Genomic DNA, 19,164 nt, shown 5'->3' on the forward strand with positions numbered 1-19,164 from the left:
ACTGCGGCCCGACGCCTCCTCCGCGGCGATCGCCCGGCCGGAGATCGCGCGAGGGTCAGTTTCGCGACAAAAGGATCGATTGGCCGGATCCTCGTCCGTCCGTGACATCAATCGTGTGAGTTCGATCGTATAGAGAGCACCGTGCGCCGCATGACGTCCGAAGCGGGTCCGAGCGCGGTGCGCAGTGACCCGCACACCTAGCAATTGTGCTTTTTTCGCACACACGGACGCATCGGGTGGCGGCCGGGCGCGACGCCGCCACTCGCTCGCGTGCGAGCCGCTACGTGCGAGAGAACTTGGTTCCGGGAGAAATTTAGTTCTGGACCAATCCTTACTCCTCACATAAACCGCATAACCACCGGGGCCCCGGATCATCCGGGCCGGGGCCGAACCAGAACTCCAGCGACGAGACGACCCATCATGCGACCCTCGATCAAGGCCCTCCTTGCCCTGAACATCTCTCTCGCGGCCACCGCCGGCGCCTGCGACGACGACCTCGCGGCGGACGACGGGGGCGGTTGGGCGGACGCTCCTGTCTCCTTCCGCGAGTGCCTCCCCCCCGAATGCACCACGAACTCCCCGTACGTCGGCAATTACCCGTTCTCCAACATCCGCACCAGGAGGAACCATTCGTCGAACACGCCCTTCGCGGGCGTCTCGACCTACTCGCGCTGGAGCTCGGGGATGTTCCAGCGCGCCAACAACACCTGGATGTCCTTCGACTTCCTGGTGCCGACCGCCGAGGGCCGGCTGTACGCCTACGACTCGGCCACCAACACGCTCGAAGCGATTGATCAGGGGCAGCAGGTCTTCTTCGCCCTCACCATCACCGATTACTCGGTCGACCCCGTGACGGTGCAGACCATCCCGATGTGGATCAAGGGCGTCACGAAGAGCTCGCCCACCTCGACCTTCGACGCGTGGAAGTACACGATCGCCACCAAGGCCATACCGCCGACGGCCAGCTTCCCGTCCGAGGGCAGCCCGGCCAGCGTCCCTCCCACGACGGGGGCCAACCCGTGGAGCGGCACCTACTACTCGATCTGCCCCGTCTCCGACGAGGAGAGCGGCGAGGCGCTCATCCTGCAGTACGCCGAGCTCGTCTTCGACGACGAGGCCGCCTGGCTCGAGGACGGCTTCGGGCTCGGCCCCTTCCACGTCGAGATCCCGTCCACCTCGGTGATCGCTTGCCAGGGGCAGGCCTTCTCCAAGCCGCAGGAGTTCCTGGCCGTCACCCCCAACTCGTACGTCGACGCCAACGCCCCCGGCGAGCGCAGCTACGGCCTCGACAACTACACCGCCCTCGCCAACGCCTACCGGGCCTTCTACGACGGCGAGTCGCGGACCGAGCTCGGCACGCCCGTCTATTTCAAAGACTTCCGGCACGACCCACCGTGGTTCGACCAGACCACCAGCGCCTACCTCCCCCCGCCGCCGATCCTCGGCAGCTGGCAGTTCGTCCTCGAATCGGTCTACAAGGACGTCGATTCGCTCGGCAATCCGCGCGGCGCCAATTGCTATTACACCAACGCCAACTTCCCGAGCGGCGTCCATCGACTCTACGACCCGCCTGGCGGCAACGCCAACCTCCCCGGCTGGAGCAGCATGCCGAGCTGCGGCGCCACCCAGAGCAACTGGGACGACTTCGGCCCGGTCGGCGCCTTCGTCCTCAAGCACGTCCTCCCGAGCTCCCCCGGCGGCGGCTCCTCCTAGCACCGGCCCGCCTCGGGCGGCGGTCCGCGAACACCTGCGATCGGCCACCGCCCGACCCCCTAACGTACCCGACGCCGGCTAACCGGGCTCCGCCACGAGCTTGTCCGCCAATCGTCGCAGCTCGCGCACCCGGCGAGGCTCGCCCCCTACCTGCTCGACCGCCTCCGCCAGCCCGCGCGCGGCCTGGGCGTACGCGGCCTCCATACCGATCCGCGTGCGTTGGTTCGAGGCGAAGATCGACAGCGCCTCCTCCAGAAACGGGATGGCCAGCGCCGGCGCCCCGCGGGCCAGGTGCACGCGGCCCATGCCCAGCGCCGGAAAGGCGCGCAAGACCGCCTCCTCCGGGGGCTCTTCCACGTAGAGGGCCGACAGCCGCGCGAAGTAGGGCAACGCCTCGTGGCAGCGGCCCAGATCGCACAGGCATTCGCCGATGTTCGTCAGCACCCCCGGCACATCGACGCTCGCCATCGTCCGCTGCTCGTCGTGAAGCCGCAGCAGCTCCTCGTTGATCTCGAGCATTCGCGCGACATCGCCGCTGGCGAGATGGACATCCGCGAGCACCAGCAGCGCCGCCACGCGATCCGGATGGCCGCGCGGCAGCTCCCTCGTGTACACCGCCAACGCCCAGCGAGCCCGGCGCTCCGCGCTCTCCAGCGCTCCGGACGCGCGGTCCGTCTCGGCCAGCATGAGCTCCGCCGTCGCCACGCGCACGCTGTGCGGCCCATAGGCGGCGGAGAGGATCGCGCGAGCGTGCTCGAGCGGGGCGACCGCCTCTGCATGGCGCTGATCTTCGACCGCGTCGATGCCGAGGTCGAGCTCGCAACGCGCGACCCACGGGTGCTCGGCACCATGACGAATCGTGAGCTCCTCGCACAGCGCCCGTCGCAACACGAGCCGCTCCTCGGCCGCCCCGGCACGACCGAGGCTGCTCGCCAACGCCTCGCGGGCCACGACGAGGTGCGGATGGTCCGCGGGGTGCAGCCCGCTCAGCGCGCGAATCACCGCCCGGCGGAGCGCCACCGCCTCCTGCGCGCGCTCGGGCTGCAAGTCGAGCAGCTGGGCCCGGACCGACTGCAACGTCGCGCTCACCGTTGGATCTGCCGCATCGACCACGGTGCTGTACGCGTGCTCGAGCCACACCTCTGCACCATCCGTGTCACCCAGCTCGAAGCCGTCCACCAGCGCCAGCTCGCTCCAGATCTTCCACAGCAGGTCCGACCGACCGGCCCTGGCGGCGCGATCGTAGGCGGCGTGCAGCGCTTGACGGGCGAGGTACGGCTGGCGCAGGAGGCGGCTCCGCAGGCGCCCCAGCGACAGCAACAGATCGGCCTCCGCGCTCCGGTCGCCCACGCGGATGCTCGCCTGGAGCGCGAGCTCGATCGCCGCCACCGCCTCCCGCCCCTGCTTCGTCGCCTCGAGCACGCTCGCGCGTGAAGCGAGCGCGGACACCTCCGCGGCGGGGGGCGTCGCCGTGGTCGTCCACGTGAGGCGACAGCGCTGCGGATCCGGCAACCCGGCCACCAGCGCCTCGGCCTCCGCTGCGACCCCGGCATCGTTCACCGACAGTTGCGCGACCAGATTCACCAGAGCGTCGCGCGCCGCCGCGAGACATTGGACCCTCCCCTCGAGCCGCGGCCTCGATCGGTCCCCCGGCGTCACCGACGATTCACACGCGTCGTGACGGGCCCGCGCCCACGCGTTCGCGTAAACGTCGAGCGCCTCGACGACCCGCTCGCGGGCGGTCGACGCGAACGGAGCGGCGCTCGCGGCGAACGCCGCCTCGACGGCGGCGCGGCTCGTATCGTCCCACACGCCGACCAGCGCCGCCTCCGGCGTCGGGCAGCCGACGGGCTCTGCGGCCGCCGGACTCAGTAGATTTCCGGCCGCGGCCGCCGCGAGCATCGCCGGTGCCCCGATCGCAAACATCCGCATCCGCCTCCGCCGCCCGAGCGCGCCCTCGATCTCGGCGATCAGCCGAGCCATCGCCGGGTAGCGGTCCGCAGGCTGGAGCGCGAGACCTCGCGTCAACAATCGACGCAACCAGCGCGGCATCTTCGTCGCGTGCGGCAGGGCCGGCGCGCGGCCCCCAATCTGCGCCCAATCGAATAGCTCCTCGACGGTATACGGACGGCTGCCGTGAATCGCCTCGTACAGAGCGACGCAGAACGAGAACTGGTCGCTGCGGGCGTCGCACGCCGAACCGACCATCTGCTCGGGCGACATGTACGCGGGCGTCCCGGCCAGCGAGCCCGTGGTCGCCGCGGCAGGCGAGAGCGACTCGTCGCCTCCGCTGGCCGTCGTGCTCGTGCGCTCGGCGAACCGATCGCCGCGCGCGAGCCCGAAGTCGACGAGCCGCACCCGACCGTCCTCGCCGACCAGCGCGTTCGCGGGCTTGAAGTCGCGATGCACGACCCCGGCCCGATGCGCCGCCTCGAGCCCGTGCGCGGCCTCGACGAAGCGCCGGAGGATGTCCTCGAGCGGCCTGGGGGCGCCGGCGAGCCAGTGCGCCAGCGTCGTGCCCGGCACCAGCTCCATGACGATGAAGACGCCTCCCTCGTGTTCACCGACCTCGTAGACCTGGACCACGTTCGGGTGCGACAGCCTCGCCAGCGCCCGGGCCTCGCGGAGCAGCCGGCCCTGCTCGCCCGGCGCCTCCGCGACCACCTCCGGACGGATCACCTTGAGCGCGACCCTGCGATCCAGCTGCTCGTCGTCCGCCGCATATACCACGCCCATACCACCGTGACCGAGCGTCTCGCCGACGCGAAACCGGCCGATCTTGACGGTCTCCGGCGCCTCGCCGAAGAGACGCCACGCGATCCTGCGGCTCATCGCCTCGCCCTCGAGGTCGCGAGTCGGCGGACTGTACATCCGCGAACTGGTCGGCTCGCTGTCCATCGCAAACCCGGCCGCAGTATACGCCGTGTCGTGTCGCGACGATCCGTGATATGGTGAAGTCATGATGAGCGACGTCGAGCTGCTCCAGGCCTGGCGTTCGGGGGACCGTCGCGCCGGCAACGACCTCTTCAAGCGCCACTTCGACAGCATCCGCCGCTTCTTCCGCAACAAGGTCGACTTCGGGGTCGAGGACCTGGTCCAGCGGACCTTCGTCGCCTGCGTCGAGGGCCGGGAACGGTTCCGCGAGGACTCGTCATTTCGCACCTATCTGTTCGGGATCGCCCATAACATCCTGCGAGAGTTCTTGCGGACCAAGGTGCGAGGCACGGCGCCGCTCGACCTCGAGCAGACGTCCGCCATCGAGCTCGGCGCCAGCCCGCTCTCTCTGCTGGCGCGGCGCTCGGAGGAGAAGCTCCTCCTCCACGCCCTGCGTCGTCTCCCGCTCGCATCCCAGATCATCCTCGAATTGTATTATTGGGAGCAGATGACGGGCGGGGAGCTCGGCGTGCTGCTGGACGTCCCCGAAGACACGGCGCGCAGCCGGCTGCGAAAGGCCAAGCGGCAGCTCGAGCAGCTCATCCAGCAGCTCGAGTCCGACCACGAGAACCTCCACAGCACGCTGTCGGGCCTGGATCGGTGGGCTGCCGGCCTGCGCGATCATCTGGCGCTCTCGCGCTGAGGCCTCAAATGTGAAGACTGTCCATGAACGCCCGGATCGCCGGAGCCGGCGCCGCCAAGTTGTACTGACAGAGCGGGCCATCGCCGCTGCACACCCCGCCGTAATGGAGACCGACCGCCTCGCCGGTGCCCGCGTCGACCAGCAGCGAACCCGAGCTGCCGCCGAGCGTCGAACAATCGTGCCACAGCTCGTCGGCAGTGACCTTGTGCAGCCGACCGGGCGCGACTCGCTTGACGTCGAAGATCTCGCCGAAGATCTTTGCGGCCCAGTCTTCCGGGTAGAACGCGGTCCGCTCGGCCGGATACCCGATGAGGCACACGGCCTGATCCTTCCGCGGCTCTCCGGCGAATTTCACGAGCCCCGCGGGGGGCACCGCCGCGCGGCGCGTCACGTCGATCTTCAGGAACGCGACGTGTAGCGTTTCGGACACGCCGAGCAGCTGCGTCACCTTGAACTCGTGGGACCGCGTCGACCCCTTCTCCGCCACGAAATCGACGAACAGCTCGCTCTTGCCGAGCGTCTGCAGCTCGCGGAAATAATGCCCCAGGTGACTCGCCGTGGCGATCACGTCCGGTCTCACCAGCCACGCCGTCCCCAGGTTCTCGATGTGCGGCGGACCGGCGAGCTCGAACCTCCCGACGCCGGCGATCGCCGGCTCGATGCGCGACTGCGCGCCCGCCAGCACCGCGGCCCACTTGCCCGACGGCGGCGCGGCGAACGAACCGTTGAAGGTCGGGATGCTCAGGTTCTCGGGATCGATCGGGTGGACGTTGGGATCCATTCGATGATCCAGCCGGCCGGCGACGAGCGCGTCCTTGAACCTCTCCGCCTCGAGCTCGGGCAGCGGCTTCCCCCGATAGTCCTGCATCAATTTCTCCAGCGAGAACCTCGCCCCCACGAATCGCTCTTCCGCCATGCTCCCCTCCGGCCGGGTTAGTGACGACCATTCGCCGGGCCGTCACGCGCGCACGCCGAAATTCTTCGCGCGTGGTCGGCCGCTTCCGCCGCCGTGACGGTTCGCGGCGCCGGCGTCACTATCCCGCGGCTCTCGTGGCGCGCGCCGCCCACGAGACGAGCCGAACGCAGCGAAACGTGAGCGAAAGGACGACATCATGGCGACGACCTGGCTATTGAAGGACGCGACCGGAGCCAACCTGCCCCACCAGCCCCCGAGCGGCTCCCCGCTCGCGCTGAACTTCACGTCCGGCGGCTACGGCCACCTCCCGACCTACCCGACCGAGCTCATTTACCTCTGCGAGGCCACCGAGACCACCGCGGCGACGGTCACCATCCATCTGTCCCCCGACGATCCCGCCTACTGGCTCTCGGAGGTCATGACGCGCCCGCGGGAAGACCCGTCCCACCCGGGCGACTATTCGTGGACGACCGGCGGCGACGGGACGACGACCATCACGTTCGACGTCCCCGCCCTCACCAGCGCCGAGACCTACCGCTGGACGCTCGGCGAGCTCGAGCCGCCGATCGCCCTGAAGATGAAGGTCCGCGTGCACCGATAGCGTTCACCGAACCGTGGGGCGCACGCCGGTCGAAAAATCGACGCCCCGCGTGACGGCCCCTTGCCCGACTGTCACTCATGGATCGGCGCGGCCGACCGACTCCGTCTCGTCGACGGAGCGGTCGGGCCGCCTCCAGGATTGTCATGTCGCACAACACGCTCCAGATCTATCTCAACGAAATCATGTTCGACCGCGCGACCCTCGAGGTGATGCACGGATACGTCGCCACCTTCGCCAGCGCGAGCGTCGTGCCGCGGGACGGCAAGGCCGGCGCCGACGACGAATGTCGCTGCCAGATGTACATCAGCCCGATGTCCTTCCGCGTCCAGCGCGAGAACGTCGCCGGCCGCCCCGACCGGATCCACCAGTACGACGGCGACGGCCTGCTGCTGGCCTCCTTCCCCAGCAAGGACCTCGAGTCCGTCTCGCTCACCTCCTTTTTCATCCGCGACCACAGCCGCTCCCGCGACACCGCCACGCTGCTGGACAGCCTCTTCGAGGGCGAGGGGCAGGGCCAGGCGCTCGTCGACGCGCTGCTCCCGCTGGTGAGGATGCTGCCCAACGGGGGCCTCGCCGCGTCCGCCGTGATCGGCCTCTTGCCCGACGTCGCGCGGCTCATCGCCCGCGTCCTCAAGAACCGCAGGGACGCGGTCAAGATCTACGCCGACGGCTCGCTCAACTTCCGCGACCCCGCCAAGCAGGTCGACAGCGCCCAGGAGTGGGGCAAGAGCAGGAGCGACAAGGGCTACTTCAACACCACGTGGGACTTCTGCACCACGCGCGACCCGTACGCGCCGGTGCACCGCCTCACCCTCCCGCAGTCGTTGAAGGAACGGCTCGGGATCGATTGATCGCCTCGCGCCCCCCCGGCACGCCATGAACGTTCATCCTCGCCTCGTCGAGCTGCTGCGGGCCGGCATGCCGCCCCTCGTCATCCTCGTCCTCGTGCTGGGGGCGCTCGGGGCCCCGGTATAGGTCATCATGTTCGCCACCCCTCGGCGCCGGCATCATGGTCACCCGGTTCCTCCTCGACGAGATCCCCGAGGCCAAGATCGACAACGAGATCAACCATCTCCGCGACCACTTCCTCGCCGTCGCGTTCGCCCCGCTGGGCGCGATCTTCGTCTACCAGGTCGCCAGCAAGCTCGACATCGCCAACCGCGAGCTCATCGCCAGCTCCGCGCTCGCGTCCGGCCTCGCCATGGGCCACGTCCTCGATCGCTCGATCGCCTTCATCACCGAGCACTTCCCCGCCGCGCCGCCCGGCTCGCCTCCGCCGCCCGCCAACCCGGCAGCTCCGCCCGCGTCGGCGCCGGGCGAGGCGCCGCCGGCGGGCGAGTCGTGATGCAGCGAGGGGCGCGCTCCGCCCTCAGCAGAACGGGCACGCGCACTCGATGCCCGGCGTCAGATCGTTGCACGTGGTGTGGGGCGGCGAGGCGTCGCAGATCTCCTGGCCGCACGTGCAGTCGATCTCGGGCGCGTCGCCGCAGGCGACCGGCTTCGGCTCACACACGTGGTAAGCGCCCTTTTGACCCTTGAGCACGCACACCAGCGGGTCGGTGGGGTCGGTCTTGCAGGTCGCGCAGTCGGGGGCCCAGTTGCAGGCCTCGACCGGCGTACACTTGCCGGACCAGCAGTCGCCGGCGACGCTCGGCAGCGTGCCCAGGGGGCAGTTGGGCGGCTGCGACTTGCAGGTCACCGCGGTCGGGTTGCAGGTGACCTCGGCGAAGGTGCAGCGGCCGAAGCGGCACACGGGGGGCTGCGGGGTGAGGTCGTAGGTCGAGCACACGTCGACGAAGCACTCGAGGATGTCGCAGGCGGGCGGCTGTTCGCCGGCGGCGAGCACGTCGCAGGTGCAGCAGTCGGTGTAGACCTGGCAGTCGCTGTCCTGCTCGCAGGTCGCGCCCATCGGCTCGCCGGTGGTCTCGTCGGTGGTCTCGCTGGTGGTCGTGGTCGTCGTCTCGCCGCCGGTCTCGGTCGTCACCGCGCTGGTCGTCTCGCCGCCGGTCTCGCTCGTCGTCGCCGACACGGCGGTGGTCTCGCCGGTCGTCAGCGGCCCGGTCGACGTCTCGGGCGCCGACGTCGTCGACGTCGTCGGACCCGTCGTCGGCCCCGTCGTCGTCACCGCCTCGGTCGTCGCCGTGGTGGTGGTCGTCGTCGTGTCGGTCGACGTCTCGGTCCCGGTGTTCGGGCCGGACGACTCGGTGGTCGCCACGGTGGTCGCGGTCGTCGTCGCCGTCGAGTCGCCGCAGGCCGGGAGCGAGAGCAGGAAGATCGCCGTAAGGGCGCCGGAGAACCATGTATGGGAAGCCATGGTCACTCCTCTACCACAGGCCGCCGGGCCCACCAGGCGGGGGCAGCGAGCCGCCCCGCGGGTCGCGCGGCGCGGTCGTCCCGGCCGTTCTCCGGCGGTTACGGGGCTCTGGCGCGCCCCCGGTGAGGAGCCCGCTGCGCCGGCTCACATGTGCCGGCGACGGCGCGCTTGCCTCGGGCCCCACACCGCCCGACAATCGCCGCGCCATGGACAAGACCTACCCCAGCGCCGACGCGGCCGTCGCCGACCTGCGTGACGGCATCACCCTCATGAGCGGCGGCTTCGGCCTGTGCGGCAACCCCGAGAACTTGATCCAGGCGATCCATCGCAAGGGCGTCCGCGACATCGACCTCATCAGCAACAACTGCGGCGTCGACGGCGTCGGCCTCGGCATCCTGCTCGAGGCCGGGCAGGTCCGCAGCATCACCGCCTCGTACGTCGGCGAGAACAAGACCTTCGAGAAGCTCTATCTGTCGGGCAAGCTCAAGGTCACGCTGGTCCCGCAGGGCACCCTGGCCGAACGGATCCGCGCCGGCGGGGCCGGCATCGGCGGCTTCTACACGCCGACCGGCTACGGCACCCCGATCGCCGAGGGCAAGGAGGTGCGCGAGATCGACGGCCGCTGGTACGTGCTCGAGACCCCGCTCAAGGCCGACTTCGCCATCGTCAAGGCGTGGAAGGGCGACACCCACGGCAACCTGGTGTTCCGCCGCACCGCCAACAACTTCAACCAGGCCATGGCCACGGCCGCCAAGGTCACGATCGCCGAGGTCGAGGAGCTCGTGCCGGCCGGCGCGCTCGACCCCGACCACGTCCACACCCCCGGCATCTACGTCCAGCGCATCATCCGGGGCGAGCGCTACGCCAAGCCGATCGAGTTCCGGACCACCCGGAGCGCCTGACCTTTCCGCCAGGTCCGAACAGACAGATGCACGGCGGCCACCAGCGCATCGACGTCGAGTGGCTCGCGCTCGCCGCGGGCCTCAAGCCGGCGATCCGGATCGCCGCGACCGCGCTCGAGGCCAGCGCGATCGCGGGCCGCTTCCAGGCCATGGGCGCGGCCGTCGTCACCGCGCGCGGCCCGGTCGGCGTCCACCGCCACGAGCACACCCTGGTGTACGTCGCCCGCGACCCGGAGGCCGCCGCCGCCGCCCGCGCCGCCGAGCGCCCGCTGCTCGCCACGCACTTGCCGCCGCGCGACAAGGCCTACTACGCCGGCGAGCTCGGCCGTCGACTCGGCTACCCGCGCTGCTGCGTCGACGCCTTCACCGCGCGGATCCTCCGCGGCCCCGGCAAGCTGCGCGCGGGCGACCGCGACAGCGTCCACGAGGACTACGTCGCCGCCCGGGACGCCTTCGTCGCCAGGCCCGATTGGCGCCTCAACAACCTGCTGCTGCGCCAGCACCTGCGCCTCGTCACCTTCGAGCCGTGCCGCTACGACTGCGGCCTCGCCCTCGCCTTCGCCGCCGAGGTGCTGCGCCTGTGCCAGGCCAGCGACGCCCCGGCGGCACATGTCCTCGTGGACAGGTTGCAGCGCCCGCTGGTGCTCACCGCCGCCGGCGCGCGCGCGTGGGCGCGGCTCGACCGCGGGACCACGCCCGTGCGGGTGGTCGCCGCCGAGGCCCCGCGCGCGACCGACCCCGCCGCCCGGCCCGACCCCGCCGACGAGGCCCTCGCCGCCCGCCTGCCGCGGCTCGCGCTGTCCGAGCTCGGCGACCCGCCGCCGCTGCTCCTCGACTTCTCCGCCTGATCGCCACCTGCTGATACCCTCCACCCCGGAAACCACGCCATGCCACTGTCCCGCGAGCAGATCGTCCAGCGCGTCGCCCGAGAGCTTCGCGACGGCTACTACGTCAACCTCGGCATCGGCATGCCGACCCTCGTCGCCAACTACATCCCGGCCGGGATCGACGTCGTGCTCCACAGCGAGAACGGCCTTCTGGGCATGGGCCCGTTCCCGCGCGAGGACGAGGTCGACCCCGACCTGATCAACGCCGGCAAGCAGACCATCACCTTCCAGGCCGGCGCCTCGTTCTTCGGCAGCCACGACAGCTTCGCCATGATCCGCGGCGGCCACATCGACCTCTGCGTGCTCGGGGCGATGGAGGTCAGCGAGCGCGGCGACCTCGCCAACTGGATGATCCCCGGCAAGAAGGTCAAGGGCATGGGCGGCGCCATGGACCTCGTCGCCGGCGCCCGCCGCGTCATCGTCTGCATGGAGCACAACAACAAGGACGGCGAGCCCAAGCTGGTCAAGACCTGCGCCCTCCCGCTCACCGGCAAGGGCGTCGTCCACGAGGTCGTCACCGACCTCGGCTACTTCAAGATCGGCCCCAAGGGCCTGGTCCTCGCCGAGATCGCCCCGGGCCACACGCTCGACGAGGTCCGCAGCCGCACCGGCTGCGACGTCCACGTCGAGGGCGAGCTCGCCACGGTCGCCGCGAACTGAACGTTTGGGCATGCTCGAAGCGACATGTCTTGAAGGACATGCTCTGTGGGCATGTCCATTTTTGCATCGCTTCCTCGGGGAGGTTGGCCCGAGCCGTCAGCGCCGGCTCATTGGCAGGCCTTCGCCAGCGCCTCGCACTCGCCCGCGGGCGGCGGGTTCGTGCTGCCCAAGATCTGCAATACGCACGCCTCGCAGTCGTCTTCGTCGGCCGCGCAGTCGAACATCGACCCGCAGGTGCTCTCGGCGCACTCCTGCAGGTCTTGCAGCTTGAGCATCTCCGCCTGCGACAGCTCGTCGAGGCAGTTGGTGAAGAGACACTCGTTCACGTCGTAGCCGGGTGGGGCCGGGTTTGGGACCTGGATCAGGCAGTGAACCATGCACTGCGCGCCATCGCGGCACGATAGGGACCCCTCGGCCCCGGTGGTCGTGATGTCCCCGGCCGTGGTGCTCGTGCCACCCGTGGTGCTCGTCGTCGGCGTGTCGGCCGTGGCCGCCTCGACCGTCGTCGTCCCGCCGTTCGCCGTCGTCGACGTGCCCCCCTCGGTGCTCGTCGCGGGCCCGGCCGTGTCGGACGAAGTGGTTTGCGACTCGCAGTCGCCGATGCAGTGTTCGTTCGACCCGCAGCCGGCGAGCGGCGCGAGCGCCAGGGACAGGAGATACGTCAAGCGGTGGGGAGCATGCGGCGTGTGTGCCCGCGGCGCCCCGCTTCCGTTCGCCGATTTTCGCTCGACGCCGAGTTTCGTGGGGGCGTGGGCGCGCGCGCGACCAGGACCTGGCCCCACGATCTGTCCTTCAGACCAGCCTCGCCGGCGCTCGGCGGCCCGCGCAGCTCGCGCCCGACCTTTAAACCCCGCCGTGGGAGCCTCTGCAGCCAGAGAGCGTTTTCGCGCCGGAGAAGTACGAAACTTTTCGTTGACACTACGAAAGCCATCGTACATCTTCTCGAGCGATGTCTCCGCCGCCTCGACCGACCGACGCCGAGCTGTCGATCTTGCGGGTGCTGTGGTCGACCGGGCCGGCCACCGTGCGCACCGTGTTCGAGGCGCTGCAGGCCGAGCGGCCCGTCAACTACACCACCGTCCTCAAGCTCCTGCAGATCATGACCGACAAGGGGCTCGTCACCCGCGACGAGTCCGCGCGCAGTCACATCTACGCCCCGGCGCAGGCCGAGGCCGAGACTCAGGGGTCGCTCGTGCGCGACCTGCTCGACAAGGCCTTCGCCGGCTCGACCTCTCGCCTCGTCATGCGCGCGCTCGCGGAGCGGCCGGCCAGCGCCGACGAGCTGGCGCAGCTGCGCGAGCTGCTGGCGCGGCTCGAACGAAAGGGCGAACCATGACCGCCGCGCTGGCCTTCCTCGGCGTCGTCGTCCTTCACGCCGCGTGGCTCGGCGTCGCCGCGGCCGCCGTCGCCGCCATCGCCCTGCGGCGCCTCGGCGCCTCGCGGTCGCGCGAGCGCTACGCCGTCGCCCTCGCGGCCCTGCTCGCGGTCGTGCCCGGCGCGCTGCTGTGCGCCCTCTACCCGCGCCTCGCGGCCGATCCCGCCGCGGTCTCACCCGGCCTCGTCGACCCCGGCGCCGTCGCGGCCGCTTCGGCCTATTCGCTCGCGCCCGCGACCCCGTGGATCGGCCTCCTCTGGGCCGGGGGCGTCGCCTGGGGCCTGCTCGGCCTGGCCGTCGCCTCCGCGCACCTCGGCCGGCTACGGCAGCGCGCCCGACCTCTGCCCGCCGCCCACGCCGAACGCCTCCTCGCACGCGCGCGCGAGCAGCTCGCGTACGCCGGCCCGGTCGACCTGGCGATCTCGCCGGACGTCGGCGTCCCCACCGTGCTCGGCTGGCGCCGCCCGCTGTGCGCCTTGCCGGCCGCGGCCCTCACCGCCTGGCCCGGCGACGACCTCGAGTGGCTGCTCGTCCACGAGCTCGCCCACGTCCGCCGCGCCGACATCGCCTGGGGCTGGGCCCAGAGCCTCGTCGACGTCGCGCTGTTCTTTCACCCCGCCGCGCGTTGGCTGTCGCGCCAGATCCGCCACGAGCGCGAGTGCTGCTGCGACGCCGCCGTGCTCGCCCGCCCCGACGCGCTCGTCCCCTACGTCCACGCCCTCACCCGCCTCGCCGCCGATCGCTCGGCGATCCGGCCCGCCCTGTCTGCCACCGGAGGAACCCTCGTGTCTCGCGTCGAACGCCTCGTCGATCCCACTGCCCCCATTCCGTCCTGCTCGCGCGGCCTCTGCCTCGCCCTCGTGCTCGGCGCCCTCGCCGGCGCCGGAACCCTCGCCGCCTGCGAGACCGAGGAGGAGGACGCCGCCCCCGCGCCGGCCCCCTCCGCCGTCGAGCAAGCCGTCGTCCCGCCCGCCGCGAGCGTCGCGCCGGTGAGCGAGTCCGCCGGCGACAAAGCTCCTCCCGCCGAGAAACCGCCGCCGAACGGCGCCGAAGACGACTACCCGATCCCCTTCATCGCTCCGCCGGAGCCGTCCCCGAGAGACACCGACTGCTGATCGTCCGGGCGCCCCGGTGATGGGATTGGGCCGTCGCCCGCGAGTGACCGGTGGGCTCGCTCGATCGCCGCCGAGGTCGAGGCGTCCCACTCGCTCACGGCGCCGCGCGCCTGGGCATTCGCGCGAGCCTTGGCTATCGTCGCGGCGATGACCGCCGACGCCCGTTTCGCCGAATTCCCCGTCGTCCGCCGCTGGCCGGTCGCGTGGGGCGACCAGGACATGTTCGCGCACGTCAACAACGTCGTCTATTTCCGCTGGTTCGAGTCGGTGCGGATCGCCTTCTTCGAAGCGATCGGCTGGACCCGGGGCGGCCACACCGGCGGCGTCGGCCCGATCCTGGCCTCGACCTCCTGCGTGTTCAAGGCGCCGCTCACCTACCCGGACACCGTCATCCTCGGCGCCCGGGCCGAGGACATCGGCGACGATCGCTTCACCATGCGCTATCGGGTCGTCAGCGAGCGCCTCGACCGTATCGCCGCCGAGGGCGAGGGTCGCATCGTCAGCTTCGACTACGACGCCGGCGTGAAGGCCCCGCTGCCCGCCGAGATCCGCGCGGCGCTCCTGGCCTCCCGGCCGTGATTCGCGGCCCCGTGCCCTGGGTGCGGGCGTGTCGCCGAATACGTCGTGCTACGCTGGGGCCTCGTGAAGTCCCCGGCGATCGTGCTCGCCCTCGCTCTCGCCGCGCCGCCGGTCCAGGGGCCCCGCGCGAACGCCGGGCGGACCCGGGAGCCGTCGACGCCCGCGAGAGGCGTACCTGCTCGATCGGACCTGACCCAAGATTTCTATCGATCGACCTCGCGCGCGCCGGACCTGTCCCGAAGTTCATCTCCACCGATTCTGCCCGGCGGCGCGTCGGACCCGCGCAATGGTTCTGCTGCGACGATTTCGCCGGGCGACTCGCCCGCCCCGCCCGGCGGCCCAGGCGACCTGTCCCAAGATGCATCTTCATCGACTTCGGGCAGCGCGCCGGCCGGGGCCGAGCTTTCCCCGGATTCATCCGCTTCGTTGGCGCGGCGGCCGAGTCCCGACCGGCGACCCCCGAGCTCGCGCCTGGGCCCGCTTTGCCTCCGCCCCTCGCGGCTCCCCTGGACGGAGGGTCGGCGGAGGGTCCTTCGCCGTTGCCGAGGTCGATCCCGGATTCAAAATGGATCGTCGACCCGGAGGATCCGCGCGACTGGTGGAACACGCGCGACCGCCGATTCCGCAGCGCGACGATCGGCCTCGGGGCGGTCAGCGGCGCCGCGTTCCTCGCCTCGGGCGGCTTTCTGATCGGCTCGTACATGACCGAAGGGGCAGCCGTGAAGACCGACGCCGGCGCGCGCGCCACCGCGGTGATCGGCGGGCTCACGCTGGCGGCCCTGGTCGGCGTCGGGACGGCGTGGGCCGTGTACCGCGTGCGCGGCTGGGAGGCGCCGCCGGTGGTGCGGGACTGGCCGCCGACCGATCCGCGGCTCGATCCGGGGTGGATCGAGCGCGATCGACAATTGCGCGCAGCGACCATCGGCGTCGGCGCCTTCGCCGGCATCATGTTGCTGAGCATGCCGGCGACCTACGGGATCTTCGCGGCCACGCACGAGCCCGGCCAATGCTCCGAACCGGACTCCTGCAACGCTCCGGTCTCGGCGGAGATGGCCGTCCTCTTCCTCCTCATCGCCGAGGGCGCCCTGCTCGGCGCCGGGGTGGTCGCGCTCACGGGCGTCGGCACGGCGTGGGGGGCTCACCGCAAGCCGCTGCGCCGCTGGAAGATGTCGCTGGCGCCGGGCGGGCTCGAGATCCGGTTCTGATCGGGCGCTGCGAGGCGACCGGCCGCAGCCATCGGCTGGCGCAGCTCGAGCCGGGCGCCTCCGCGAGCGCCCGGCTCGCGCTCGCGCTCACGATTGCACGTGGCTCGGCTCCATGAACAGCACCTCCCAGTGATGCCCGTCGAGGTCGTAGAACGAGCGGTAGTACATGAACCCGTAGTCCTTCGGCTCGCCGATCGCGCTCCCGCCGTTCTCGATCGCGGTCTTCACCAGGTGATCGACCTCGGCGCGGCTGCTGGCCGACAGCGCGAACAGACCCTCCAGGTGCGTGCGGGTGTCGCAGATCTCCCGCGACGTGAACTCCTTGAAGCGGTCCTCGGTCATCAGCATGAAGAAGGCCTCTTCGCTGACGATCATGCAGGTCGCCCTCTCGTCGGTGAACTGCGGGTTGAAGGAAAACCCGAGCTTGGTGAAGAAGTCGACGGTGCGCTTGAGCTCGCGGACGGGCAGGTTGACGAACAGCTTGCGAGAGTGGGTGACTGCCATGGTGGTTCCTCCTTGAAGGTTCTGAGACAGAAGACCGCGGTCGCTCCGTGGACTCATCGGTCGCTCGCAAAAAAGTTTAAAAAATCGAAAATTCCGGCGCGGTCCGCTCAGGGCTCGAGCGCCGGCGGCAGCCCGAAGCGCGGGAACAACGCCGCCGTGTCGAGGAACGAATTGAGGCCGACGATCTGGTCGCCGGCCGTCTCGAGCACGATGAGCGCCCACGCCTTGTGGCCGCCCGCGGGATCCGGCCGATACTGCCCGAACGCCAGCGAGCCCGAGGCCGCCGTGGGGACGAGCCGCGACCCCCGGCAGCCGGCGCCGCGCCCCGACAGCCAGGTGCGGATCGTCGGCAACCCGCGCAGCCACAGCGAGTACGGCGGCATCGACAGCGTCGCGTCCTGGTGGAGCAGGTTCGTCAGCGCGTCGATGTCGTAGCGCTCGAACGCGTCGACGAACCGCTCGAGCAGCTGCGATTGCGAGGCCGACAGCGGCGCGCGCCCGGGGCCGACGCCGCGGCTCGCCAGCGTCGCGCGGGCCCGCTGCAGCGCGCTGTTCACCGCCGCCACCGACGTCTCGAGGCTGCCCGCGACCTCGGCCGCCGGCCAGCCGAGCACCTCGGTGAGCAGCAGCACCGCCCGCTGCTTCGGCGGCAGGTGCTGCAGCGCCGCCACGAAGGCCAGGCGGATGCTCTCGCGCAGGCTGGCGCGCTCGTACGGGTCGGCGTCGGCCGGCAGCGCCTGGGCGTCGGGGATCGGCTCGACCCACTGCTCGCCGGGCAGCGACACCAGCACGTCGTCGACCGTGCCCATCGGCCCGAGCTCCATCGGCCGCGCCCGCCGCGAGCGCCGGCTCAGCGCGTCGAGGCACACGCGCGTGGCGATCCGGTACAGCCAGGTGCGCAGCGACGACCGGCCCTCGAAGCGGTCGAGCGCCCGCCAGGCCCGCACCAGCGTCTCTTGCACGGCGTCGTCGGCCTCGGCGGCCGAGCCGAGCATGCGGTAACAGTGGCCGGTGAGCGCGGCGCGGTGCTGCTCGAGATCGTTCGCCGTCGCGCGGGGGCTGGCGACATCCTTCATCGCCGCCGAGGTGTACCAGGCCCGCCGGCCCCGGAAAAGCGCCCAGAAGCCGCCGGCCCCGCTGCAACGCCGTAGCTCTTCGCCGGGCGACTCGACGGGCGCCGCGAGCCAGGTCGTCCCTGTCCCGACTCACGGGTCCGCGGAGCTGCGGCCAGCACCGCGGAGCGCCCTTGACGGCGCCGAGCCGTCGAGCTGGAGCCGGAGCGCCGCAGCTCGCACCCGACCTGGAGCTCCCGAGGAGCGCCGCGGACATGGGCTCGCAGCTCGCACGACCGGCCTCACGAGCCGATCCCCGACCGCTCCCCGAGACCCGGTCTGCGAGGGCTCTAGCGGCCTTCACGACTCGCCACCACCGGTCTCTCCGCTCCCCGACCGCGTCGCGGGGGCTCTCGCGGCCGGGCGAGCCCGAGCCGGCGTCGCGGACAGGTGTACCGCTCGCCGCGAACGGCCGAGCCCGCTCTGTCCGTTCCATCCCTCGACCACGGCGGGCTCGGAGCAGCCGAGCCGCCTCGGGCCGCGACCTCCCCTCCTCGGCGCCTCGTCGACCGCGCACATGTCTCTCGGGACATCCCCTCGCCCTCGACGCTGACCTGTCCTTCGAGACATCCAGCCCTCGCGCGCCGGCGCGCCCCGGGCGCAGCGCGCGGGGGCGCTCGGCCACGGGGCCGGCCCGAGGTCTGCGCTTCGGGGCCGCCTGCACCGGCCAGGGCTGACCGCCGGGGGCGGCCCGGCTAGAGTGCTCGCATGCGTCCGATTGGCTTACTGCTGTGTGTCTCGGCCTGCACCCTCGACAACCCGGCCTTCTTCGTGACCGACACCGAGGTCGGCAGCGCGAGCGGCAACACGAGCGGCGACCCGACCCGACCGACGAGCACGACGAGCGCGGCGACCAGCGCGACCAGCGACCCGACATCGACGAGCGCCACCACCGACCAGGCCACCACCGACCAGGCCACCACCGCGAACGTCAGCGACAGCGACGTCACCACCGACCCGTCGGCCGGCTCGACCACCACCACCGACGCGACCACGAGCACCACCGACCCGCAGCCGATGACCGCGTCCACCACCGACTCGAGCGGCATCGACACCGACCCCGTGCCGTGCGGCTTCATCGACTTCATCGGCCCGCAGCTCCCGCTGCAGGTCTTGCCCGGGAACGTGCAGCCGAGCACGGGCGAGTGCATGGGCTGGGCGGGGAAGGAGTACGCCGGCAAGCTCGAGGTCATCCCCGGCAGCGTCAAGATCCACGAAGACGAGGACTGCCCCTCGATCAACCTCCCCGACGACGGCTTCGCCTTCCCGATGTCCCTGGCCGCCACCCCGGTGGGCGACGATCAGTGCGTCAAGCTCCGCTTCTCCGTCCACCCCGACGCCGACAAGTGCACGGTCTCCGCCTTCGCCGTCACCCAGGGCGCTCCTGTCCTTGTGGGCAGCTTCGGCCGGTCGATGTTCGGACCCGAGGTGCCGTTCCAGCTCGGCTTCCATCCGACCGGCGTCTGCGGCGCCTGTAACGGCTGCTGCGGCCCGGCCCCCGACCCCGACGTCTACACCTTCGAGGTGCCGAACCACTCGGTCCCCGAGGGCCAGAAGCTCGAGCTCGACGTCAACGGCAAGGCGCACCTGTTCCACAACCTGCGCTCGCACATCCACGGGCCCGACTGCCAGAACGAGGAGCTCACGGTCTCGGAGTGGCAGCACTTCGACTGGGTGACGATCCGCCTCGAGTGAGGCACGGGC

19 protein-coding genes are annotated in these 19,164 nt (G+C 71.1%); 13 read left to right on the forward strand and 6 right to left on the reverse strand.

Annotation, left to right across the window (positions count from 1 at the left end):
- The first annotated feature begins 420 nt into the window (after window positions 1-420).
- Entirely contained in the window at window positions 421-1,713 is a 1,293-nt protein-coding gene (locus tag NAEX_RS11970; RefSeq protein ID WP_096327639.1) for a hypothetical protein, read from the forward strand.
- A gap of 78 nt (window positions 1,714-1,791) precedes the next feature.
- Here NAEX_RS11970 and NAEX_RS11975 read toward each other — a convergent pair whose 3' ends face one another.
- The gene (locus NAEX_RS11975; RefSeq protein WP_170135658.1) at window positions 1,792-4,545 is read right to left on the reverse strand and encodes a serine/threonine-protein kinase; all 2,754 of its coding nucleotides are present in this window, start codon (window positions 4,543-4,545) and stop codon (window positions 1,792-1,794) included.
- A 127-nt stretch (window positions 4,546-4,672) separates the two neighbouring features.
- On the opposite strand from NAEX_RS11975, the gene NAEX_RS11980 reads away from it, so the two are divergent.
- A complete protein-coding gene (locus NAEX_RS11980) occupies window positions 4,673-5,290 on the forward strand; it encodes an RNA polymerase sigma factor (protein ID WP_245913685.1) in 618 nt (205 codons plus the stop codon).
- A gap of 4 nt (window positions 5,291-5,294) precedes the next feature.
- On the opposite strand, the gene NAEX_RS11985 is transcribed toward NAEX_RS11980, so the two are convergent.
- Window positions 5,295-6,206: a trypsin-like serine peptidase gene (locus NAEX_RS11985; RefSeq protein WP_096327641.1), complete on the reverse strand. Its 912-nt coding sequence runs from the start codon at window positions 6,204-6,206 to the stop codon at window positions 5,295-5,297.
- Between the two features lie 196 nt (window positions 6,207-6,402).
- Between NAEX_RS11985 and NAEX_RS11990 the strand changes: the two genes are divergently transcribed.
- From NAEX_RS11990 to NAEX_RS12000, 3 genes are all read left to right on the forward strand, one after another.
- Window positions 6,403-6,807 carry a hypothetical protein gene (locus NAEX_RS11990; protein ID WP_143141365.1) on the forward strand — a complete coding sequence of 135 codons (405 nt, stop codon included), beginning with the start codon at window positions 6,403-6,405 and terminating at the stop codon, window positions 6,805-6,807.
- Window positions 6,808-6,950: 143 nt separating this feature from the next.
- Window positions 6,951-7,658: a hypothetical protein gene (locus NAEX_RS11995; protein WP_096327643.1), complete on the forward strand. Its 708-nt coding sequence runs from the start codon at window positions 6,951-6,953 to the stop codon at window positions 7,656-7,658.
- 158 nt (window positions 7,659-7,816) lie between these two features.
- Complete coding sequence (locus NAEX_RS12000; RefSeq protein WP_096327644.1) at window positions 7,817-8,152, forward strand: hypothetical protein; 336 nt, start codon at window positions 7,817-7,819, stop codon at window positions 8,150-8,152.
- Window positions 8,153-8,176: 24 nt separating this feature from the next.
- Here the strand turns inward: NAEX_RS12000 and NAEX_RS12005 are convergent, their stop codons facing one another.
- Window positions 8,177-9,121: a hypothetical protein gene (locus tag NAEX_RS12005; RefSeq protein WP_096327645.1), complete on the reverse strand. Its 945-nt coding sequence runs from the start codon at window positions 9,119-9,121 to the stop codon at window positions 8,177-8,179.
- A gap of 206 nt (window positions 9,122-9,327) precedes the next feature.
- Between NAEX_RS12005 and NAEX_RS12010 the strand changes: the two genes are divergently transcribed.
- From NAEX_RS12010 to NAEX_RS12020, 3 genes are read left to right on the forward strand one after another with little or no spacing between them, the layout of a single operon-like run.
- Entirely contained in the window at window positions 9,328-10,023 is a 696-nt protein-coding gene (locus NAEX_RS12010) for a CoA transferase subunit A (protein WP_096327646.1), read from the forward strand.
- Between the two features lie 26 nt (window positions 10,024-10,049).
- Entirely contained in the window at window positions 10,050-10,871 is an 822-nt protein-coding gene (locus NAEX_RS12015; protein ID WP_096327647.1) for a hypothetical protein, read from the forward strand.
- A 39-nt stretch (window positions 10,872-10,910) separates the two neighbouring features.
- On the forward strand, window positions 10,911-11,570 hold the full coding sequence (locus NAEX_RS12020) for a CoA transferase subunit B (protein ID WP_096327648.1): 660 nt from the start codon (window positions 10,911-10,913) through the stop codon (window positions 11,568-11,570).
- A 107-nt stretch (window positions 11,571-11,677) separates the two neighbouring features.
- On the opposite strand, the gene NAEX_RS12025 is transcribed toward NAEX_RS12020, so the two are convergent.
- Window positions 11,678-12,235, reverse strand: coding sequence for a hypothetical protein (locus NAEX_RS12025; RefSeq protein WP_096327649.1), 558 nt, complete (start codon window positions 12,233-12,235; stop codon window positions 11,678-11,680).
- A gap of 284 nt (window positions 12,236-12,519) precedes the next feature.
- Between NAEX_RS12025 and NAEX_RS12030 the strand changes: the two genes are divergently transcribed.
- The 4 genes from NAEX_RS12030 to NAEX_RS12045 all read left to right on the forward strand — a co-directional run bounded on the left by NAEX_RS12030 (window position 12,520) and on the right by NAEX_RS12045 (window position 15,844).
- Window positions 12,520-12,906: a BlaI/MecI/CopY family transcriptional regulator gene (locus NAEX_RS12030; RefSeq protein WP_096327650.1), complete on the forward strand. Its 387-nt coding sequence runs from the start codon at window positions 12,520-12,522 to the stop codon at window positions 12,904-12,906.
- Complete coding sequence (locus tag NAEX_RS12035; RefSeq protein ID WP_096327651.1) at window positions 12,903-14,060, forward strand: M56 family metallopeptidase; 1,158 nt, start codon at window positions 12,903-12,905, stop codon at window positions 14,058-14,060. Before NAEX_RS12030 ends, NAEX_RS12035 begins: the two co-directional genes overlap by 4 nt.
- Window positions 14,061-14,207: 147 nt before the next feature.
- Window positions 14,208-14,639, forward strand: coding sequence for an acyl-CoA thioesterase (locus tag NAEX_RS12040; RefSeq protein WP_096327652.1), 432 nt, complete (start codon window positions 14,208-14,210; stop codon window positions 14,637-14,639).
- 539 nt (window positions 14,640-15,178) lie between these two features.
- A complete protein-coding gene (locus NAEX_RS12045; protein ID WP_096327653.1) occupies window positions 15,179-15,844 on the forward strand; it encodes a hypothetical protein in 666 nt (221 codons plus the stop codon).
- Between the two features lie 87 nt (window positions 15,845-15,931).
- Here NAEX_RS12045 and NAEX_RS50050 read toward each other — a convergent pair whose 3' ends face one another.
- Window positions 15,932-16,348 (reverse strand): VOC family protein, encoded by a 417-nt coding sequence (locus NAEX_RS50050; protein WP_096327654.1) that lies wholly within the window; start codon window positions 16,346-16,348, stop codon window positions 15,932-15,934.
- 107 nt (window positions 16,349-16,455) lie between these two features.
- The gene (locus NAEX_RS12055; RefSeq protein WP_096327655.1) at window positions 16,456-17,424 is read right to left on the reverse strand and encodes a sigma-70 family RNA polymerase sigma factor; all 969 of its coding nucleotides are present in this window, start codon (window positions 17,422-17,424) and stop codon (window positions 16,456-16,458) included.
- Window positions 17,425-18,168: 744 nt separating this feature from the next.
- Here NAEX_RS12055 and NAEX_RS50055 point away from each other — a divergent pair.
- Window positions 18,169-19,155 carry a hypothetical protein gene (locus NAEX_RS50055; RefSeq protein WP_096327656.1) on the forward strand — a complete coding sequence of 329 codons (987 nt, stop codon included), beginning with the start codon at window positions 18,169-18,171 and terminating at the stop codon, window positions 19,153-19,155.
- Window positions 19,156-19,164 lie beyond the last annotated feature (9 nt).

Origin of the sequence: Nannocystis exedens (assembly GCF_002343915.1) — a bacterium.
GTDB classification, from domain to species: Bacteria; Myxococcota_A; Polyangia; order Nannocystales; family Nannocystaceae; genus Nannocystis; species Nannocystis exedens.